We start from the raw sequence: 6,388 nt of genomic DNA, 5'->3' as shown, positions 1-6,388 counted from the left end.
ATGCCGGCTATTCAAATAGATTTCGTCAAGTCTATAGTGGAAGTTCACAAAAGCTTTGGCGTTGCCGGATCAGGTGTGGCATGGTCTTGGAGGGTGGTGACACCGCATTGTGAAACGAGATTTGTAACTATGGAATTGGTACCTCTTGCAATCCCGGAAGTGATCCTGATCACGCCCACACGGTTTGGTGATCATCGCGGGTTTTTCGAAGAAACTTACAACTTGAACAGTTTTACCGATGCTGGCATCAGAGCGAGTTTCGTTCAGGACAACCACTCGCTTTCCAGCACCGTCAGCACCGTGCGGGGGCTGCATTTCCAGGCACCTCCAAAGGCTCAGGCCAAACTGGTGCGCTGCGGGCGAGGGCGGCTTTTTGACGTTGCCGTGGATATCCGAAAGGGTTCTCCCACATTTGGCCGGTGGGTTGGCGAAGAACTCAGTTTTGAAAATGGCCGGATGTTGCTGGTGCCGACAGGTTTTGCCCACGGTTTCATGACGTTGGAAACGGATACCGAGATCATCTACAAATGCTCTGACACGTATGCGCCGGAAACAGAGGGCGCCATTCGGTGGGATGATCCCGACATTGGAATTAATTGGCCGCAGTCTACGGCGACTCCGCTCTTGTCAGAAAAGGACAACATGGCACCATGTCTGAGAGATATCAAAACTCCATTTGCGTTTGAGGTGGGGCAATGAAAATTTTGGTGACGGGCGGCGCGGGTTTCATCGGTTCTGCAGTGATCCGAAGCGCAGTTGCCGAAGGTCACGCTGTCATAAATGTCGACGCTCTTACATATGCGGCCTGCCTGGATAATGTTGCCCCGGTTGCGGATGCGCCAGGATATTTTTTTGAACATGCCGACATCCGCGATGCGAAGGCGATGGCCACGATCCTGAAAAAGCATCGGCCCGACGCGATCATGCATCTGGCAGCCGAGAGTCATGTTGACCGTTCAATTGATAACCCTGCTGCCTTTATCGATACCAATGTAACTGGTACTTGCGTGCTGTTGGAGGCCGCGCGGGCTTATTGGGCAGAAGGCGGCCGATCGGAAAGCTTCCGCTTTCACCATATCTCGACCGACGAAGTCTTCGGGTCGTTGGGTGAGACCGGTTTCTTTACCGAAGACTGCCCCTATCAGCCCAATTCGCCTTATTCAGCGTCGAAAGCAGGATCAGATCACCTTGTTCGGGCGTGGCATGAAACCTACGGCCTACCGGTGGTGCTGACTAATTGTTCGAACAATTACGGTCCCTATCAGTTTCCGGAAAAGCTGATCCCGGTGGTGATCCTGAACGCGTTGTCGGGCAAACCCATCCCAGTCTATGGGGCAGGGGACAACATACGCGACTGGCTGCATGTTGAGGACCATGCCGAGGCTCTGCTGCTGGTTCTGGAAAAAGGAGAGTTGGGCCGCAGCTACAATATCGGCGGCGAGAATGAGATGACCAACCTTAATCTGGTCAAAATGCTCTGTGGGATCCTGGACCGATTGAAGCCGGGCAAAACGCCCTATGCCGATCTGATTACATTTGTCGCTGATCGCCCCGGTCATGATCGCCGCTATTCCATTGACCCGACCCGCATTCGCGAAGAGTTAAACTGGCGTCCTTCCTATACCCCCGAAGCCGGAATGGAGCACACGGTGCAGTGGTATCTGGACAACGCCATATGGCTAGATGCCTTGCAGAACCGCAGTGGTGTGGGTCGGAGGCTGGGTGTTGGCTGAGCAGCATACAAGTAAATTGCGCCAACCATTATTCATTGGAGATCGTTCTTCCGGGCGGGATAACCATTTCAATATGATCCGTATGATTGCTGCCACAGGGGTTCTTGTTTCACACGCTTATCCAATTTCGTTAGGCCCGGAAGCAGAGGAGCCGCTGGGGAATCTGCTGAAAGACAACTCTTTGGGGGCGGTTTGTGTTTATGTGTTTTTTGCGATCTCCGGGTTTTTCATCACCAAGAGTTTCGATCGCAGTCCGAGCTTGGGGCGTTTCCTGCAAGCACGAATATTAGGGCTTTACCCTGCGTTACTGGTTGTTCTGATTCTCACGATCTTATTTGCAGGTTCTTATTTGACGACTGTATCTGCGAGGGAATTCTGGCGGGCGGCCCCTGAATACTTGATGCACAATTTATCGCTTGTTGCATTGCAGTACGAACTACCCGGCGTATTCGATGCCAACCCATATGGCCCGGCAATCGATGGATCGCTCTGGACGCTTTTTCATGAGGTTCTCTGCTATTTAATTGTATTTTTGGGAGGGGTTGCCGGACTTTTAAGGAGACCTAAGGTTTTGGCAGTGCTGCTTTTCTTGTTTTTGATCCTACAGTACATTGCGCCGACATTGACACTCCCAGGAAAATTGCTGTCTTTTCTCAGGTTGGCGCTACCTTTTGCGGTTGGCGCCGCCTTTTATGTCTGGCGGGGTAGTATTCCGTTACGCTCATCTATAGGCCTGATATTGGTGATTTTGACGGCGTTTTCTTATTCAACACCGCTGTTTCAGACAGTTTTTGTGTGTGCCTTATCATATTGGGTTTTTCTGATTGGGCTGGCGGAATACCCTCTTCTTTTGGCATATAACCGATCAGGTGACTATTCTTATGGCGTTTATATTTATGCCTTTCCTTTCCAACAATTGATGGCATCCTTGGAGGTGACAGAGCCGGTGGTGAACATGGCTTTGGCTTTTCCGCTCACATTAGCAATGGCGGTTTTTTCCTGGCACATTGTTGAAAAACCGGCGTTATCTTTGGTGCGGGGTTCAGAAGGACGTGCGAAACGGTGGAAAGCGTAGTGACAAATCGGGCTCCAAGACTTTCGGGGCTAGACGTACTCTAACGCAGTCAATGGCTAGAAGTTATTCATGTTAGGATTGAAAAAATACAAACCCAAAATAGCACCACCGACTAATACATGGAGCAGTTAATTTGACTATTCTTGTATTCGGCAAAACAGGACAAGTTGCGCACGAACTTGGCGGGTATACTGAGGTGACTTGTCTGGGTCGCGAAACCGCAGATCTGGGTGACCCGAGTGCGTGTTCTGCTATGATCCATAGGCTGGCCCCACAAGCTGTTATCAACGCAGCAGCTTATACGGCTGTGGACCGGGCGGAGGAAGAAGAAACATTGGCTAACATTGTCAACGGGCTCGCTCCAGGGGCAATGGCAAAAGCCTGTGCTGACCTGAGCATTCCGTTGATACATATCTCTACTGACTATGTGTTTGACGGGAGTGGCACAAGGCCCTGGCGCCCAAACGACACGGCAAGGCCGTTGGGGTCGTATGGCCGGTCAAAGCTGGCAGGTGAGCAGGCGGTGATCGCTGCGGGAGGCGTATATGGCATTGTGCGCACGTCGTGGGTTTTTTCAGCTTCAGGTACAAATTTTGCCAAAACCATGCTGCGGCTTGGTCGCGAGCGTGACCAACTCGCGGTTGTGGCGGACCAGTTCGGGGGGCCGACGCCAGCTCATGCAATTGCTGAAGTCTGCTTGGCAATGAGTAAGCATTTAATTGAAGATCCATCCAAAACAGGTCTCTATCATTTTTCTGGAGCGCCGGATACAAATTGGGCCGGTTTTGCGCGCAATATATTCGACCAGGCCAGTATTTCTTGCGATGTGGCTGATATTCTCAGTTCAGACTACCCAACCCCCGCTGCCAGGCCGCTAAACTCGCGACTCAATTGCGCAAGATTGGAGACTGTATTCGGCTTTTCCCGCCCCGACTGGCGACAGGGGTTGAACGATGTTTTGAAAGATTTGGGAGAGATTTGATGACGGACCGCAAAGGTATCATTCTGGCCGGCGGGTCCGGTACACGGCTTTACCCGATTACGATGGCGGTTTCGAAGCAGTTGCTGCCGATCTATGACAAGCCGATGATCTTTTATCCGCTCAGCGTTCTCATGCTGTCCGACATCCGAGAGATTGCAATCATTACAACACCGGAAGATCATGAGCAGTTTCGGCGCCTGCTGGGCGACGGCAGTCAATACGGATTGTCGCTCAGCTGGATCACGCAACCATCGCCCGACGGTCTAGCGCAGGCCTACATACTGGCTGAGGGTTTCTTGGCAGGAGCGCCGTCCGCAATGATCCTGGGGGACAATATATTTTTTGGACACGGTCTTCCGGATTTGCTGCGGGAGGCTGACGCGCAGAAAAGCGGGGGAACAGTTTTTGCCTATCGGGTTGCAGATCCCGAACGCTACGGCGTGGTCGATTTCGAAGACAAGAAAGCACGTGGCATTATTGAAAAACCCAAAATACCACCGTCAAACTACGCGGTGACCGGGTTGTATTTCCTGGACGGAGACGCATCGAGCCGCGCGCGTCAGGTTCAACCGTCCGAACGCGGTGAGCTAGAAATCACAACATTGCTTGAGATGTATCTGAAAGATGAATTGTTAAACGTTCAAACCATGGGCCGTGGCTTTGCATGGTTGGATACCGGCACACACGGATCTCTGCTCGATGCAGGTAATTTTGTACGAACATTAACGGATCGGCAGGGCATGCAGACCGGAAGCTTGGACGAAATCGCATGGCAAAAAGGTTGGATAGATGATGCTGCGCTGGCCGAACGCGCACAATTGTTCGCCAAGTCCACATATGGCGATTATCTGAAACATCTACTGACATGATAGAGCGTTACCAGTCAGATCGATACCTAGAGTGTTTCGCGCGCGAAACTTTCTCAATCCAATTTGGGCGAATTATTTAGAACACAACGGCTAAGTGAAGTCAGCGGATGAGAACCTTAAGGGCGAATTTTAAAGCCACAGTATCGCCAGGCCGTCACAAGTCGATTGCTACTACATCTCTCAATTCGTAAACACTGGCATTGGTCCCCACTGATGTGCTTTGCCGATTTGTTTAGAAGATCGGTAAGCGGTGTCTGAAGGCCGTCTGGTTTTAGCTTGACGGTTTGAAGTTCCACGGTAGCAATTCGTCGATTTGGTTTTTTAGATGACCTGCGGCGATGGCTTCGAGAGTGGTCTTGAGATAGGCGAAGGGTTCGATGCCATTGATTTTGGCGGTTTCGATCAGAGATGCGATGCGGCCCCAGACTTTGCCACCTTCGTCATGGCCTGCAAACAATGCATTTTTGCGATTTAGGGCAATCGGGCGGATCAGATTTTCGACCTGGTTGTTGTCGATTTCGACACGCCCGTCCTTGAGGAAGGTTTGCAGGCCATCCCAGTGGCGGTGGATGCATGCCAGTTTCTCACCGAGGCGAGACTTGGCCGAGACGCGTATGCGTTGAGCTTGCAACCACTTGCCGAAGGCGGCGACCAGAGGCGCGGATCGGGTCTTGCGGGCCGAGAGACGCTGGCCGGGGGATGTGCCTCGGATATTCCTCTCGACAGCATAGATCAGGGCGATCTGGCGCAGACCTTCAGCGGCGATCTCGGACTTGTCACGGTCGTGGATTTCCTTGAACTTGCGGCGGGCCTGGGCCCAGCAATGGGCCACGACGATGGGTTCGCCGCCCTTGCGCGTCGTGCGGGTCAGGCGATTGCATCCTTGATAGCCGTCCAATTGCAGAATGCCATTGAAGCCCGTGAGGAACTTTTTCGCATTCTCGCCCCGACGATTAGGGGCTTAGAAGAACACGACGCCGGGCGGGTCATCACCACCCCAATTCCGGTCATCGCGTGCCAGCGCCCAGAGATATCCGGTTTTGGTTTTCTTGCGGCCGGGATCGAGAATCGGAGCGGTTGTCTCATCCATGAAGAGCTTCGTGGATGTTTTCAGGTGCTCGGCCATCCGGTCCACGACCGGGCCCAGATGGAAGGCGGCTTTACCGACCCAATCAGCCAAAGTGGACCGGTGAATGTCGATGCCCGCACGACCCAGGATTTGGAACTGCCTGTGCAGCGGACAGTGATCCGCGTATTTTGACACCAACACATGCGCGATGGCGCCCTCTGTCGGCAGTGCCCTTTCGATCATGCGCGCTGGCACCGGGGCCTGGGTCACGCCATCGGTGCAATGACGGCAGGCGTATTTTGGGCGTACCGTGACGATCACGCGCAGTTTGGCGGGTACGATATCCAGCCGCTCGGATCGGTCCTCGCCAATCTTGTACATCTCCCCGCACCCGCAGTGGCAGGTCAGATTAGCCGGTTCAACAACCCGTTCAATCCGTTCCAGATGTTCCGGCAGATTGTCCAGGTTCCGCCGCGCCACCGGTTGCGTGTTGGGGTGTCTTCGCCCGTGACCTGGGTGTCCTTGCGCTCCTGCACACAGGCGACTGCAACTTCGAGCTCCTCAAACAAGAGCTGGCGTTCGTCCTCATCCAGCTTCTCAGACCTTTTGCCATGCACCGCATGGTTCAACTCCGCGACCAGATGCTCAAGCCGTTTGTTG

5 protein-coding genes and 1 pseudogene are annotated in these 6,388 nt (G+C 53.1%); 5 read left to right on the top strand and 1 reads right to left on the bottom strand.

Annotation, left to right across the window (positions count from 1 at the left end; translation table 11 throughout):
* The 5 genes from rfbC to rfbA form a co-directional block, all read left to right on the top strand.
* Positions 1-699, top strand: a 699-nt coding sequence (gene rfbC / locus ACR0AY_RS21075) for a dTDP-4-dehydrorhamnose 3,5-epimerase (RefSeq protein ID WP_480454556.1), incomplete at its 5' end; no start/stop codon positions are given.
* Positions 696-1,733: a dTDP-glucose 4,6-dehydratase gene (gene rfbB, locus ACR0AY_RS21070; protein WP_170516218.1), complete on the top strand. Its 1,038-nt coding sequence runs from the start codon at positions 696-698 to the stop codon at positions 1,731-1,733. The genes rfbC and rfbB, both read left to right, overlap by 4 nt.
* Complete coding sequence (locus ACR0AY_RS21065) at positions 1,726-2,808, top strand: acyltransferase family protein (protein ID WP_170516216.1); 1,083 nt, start codon at positions 1,726-1,728, stop codon at positions 2,806-2,808. Before rfbB ends, ACR0AY_RS21065 begins: the two co-directional genes overlap by 8 nt.
* Positions 2,809-2,941: 133 nt before the next feature.
* Entirely contained in the window at positions 2,942-3,790 is an 849-nt protein-coding gene (gene rfbD / locus ACR0AY_RS21060) for a dTDP-4-dehydrorhamnose reductase (protein WP_170516213.1), read from the top strand.
* Complete coding sequence (rfbA, locus tag ACR0AY_RS21055; RefSeq protein WP_170516210.1) at positions 3,790-4,659, top strand: glucose-1-phosphate thymidylyltransferase RfbA; 870 nt, start codon at positions 3,790-3,792, stop codon at positions 4,657-4,659. The genes rfbD and rfbA overlap by 1 nt, the downstream gene beginning before the upstream one ends.
* Before the next feature lie 271 nt (positions 4,660-4,930).
* Here the strand turns inward: rfbA and tnpC are convergent.
* Positions 4,931-6,388: pseudogene (gene tnpC, locus ACR0AY_RS21050) on the bottom strand (IS66 family transposase); the annotation flags it as partial.

The organism is Ruegeria sp. A5 (assembly GCF_056543005.1).
This window is presented reverse-complemented; position numbering and strand designations above follow the sequence as displayed.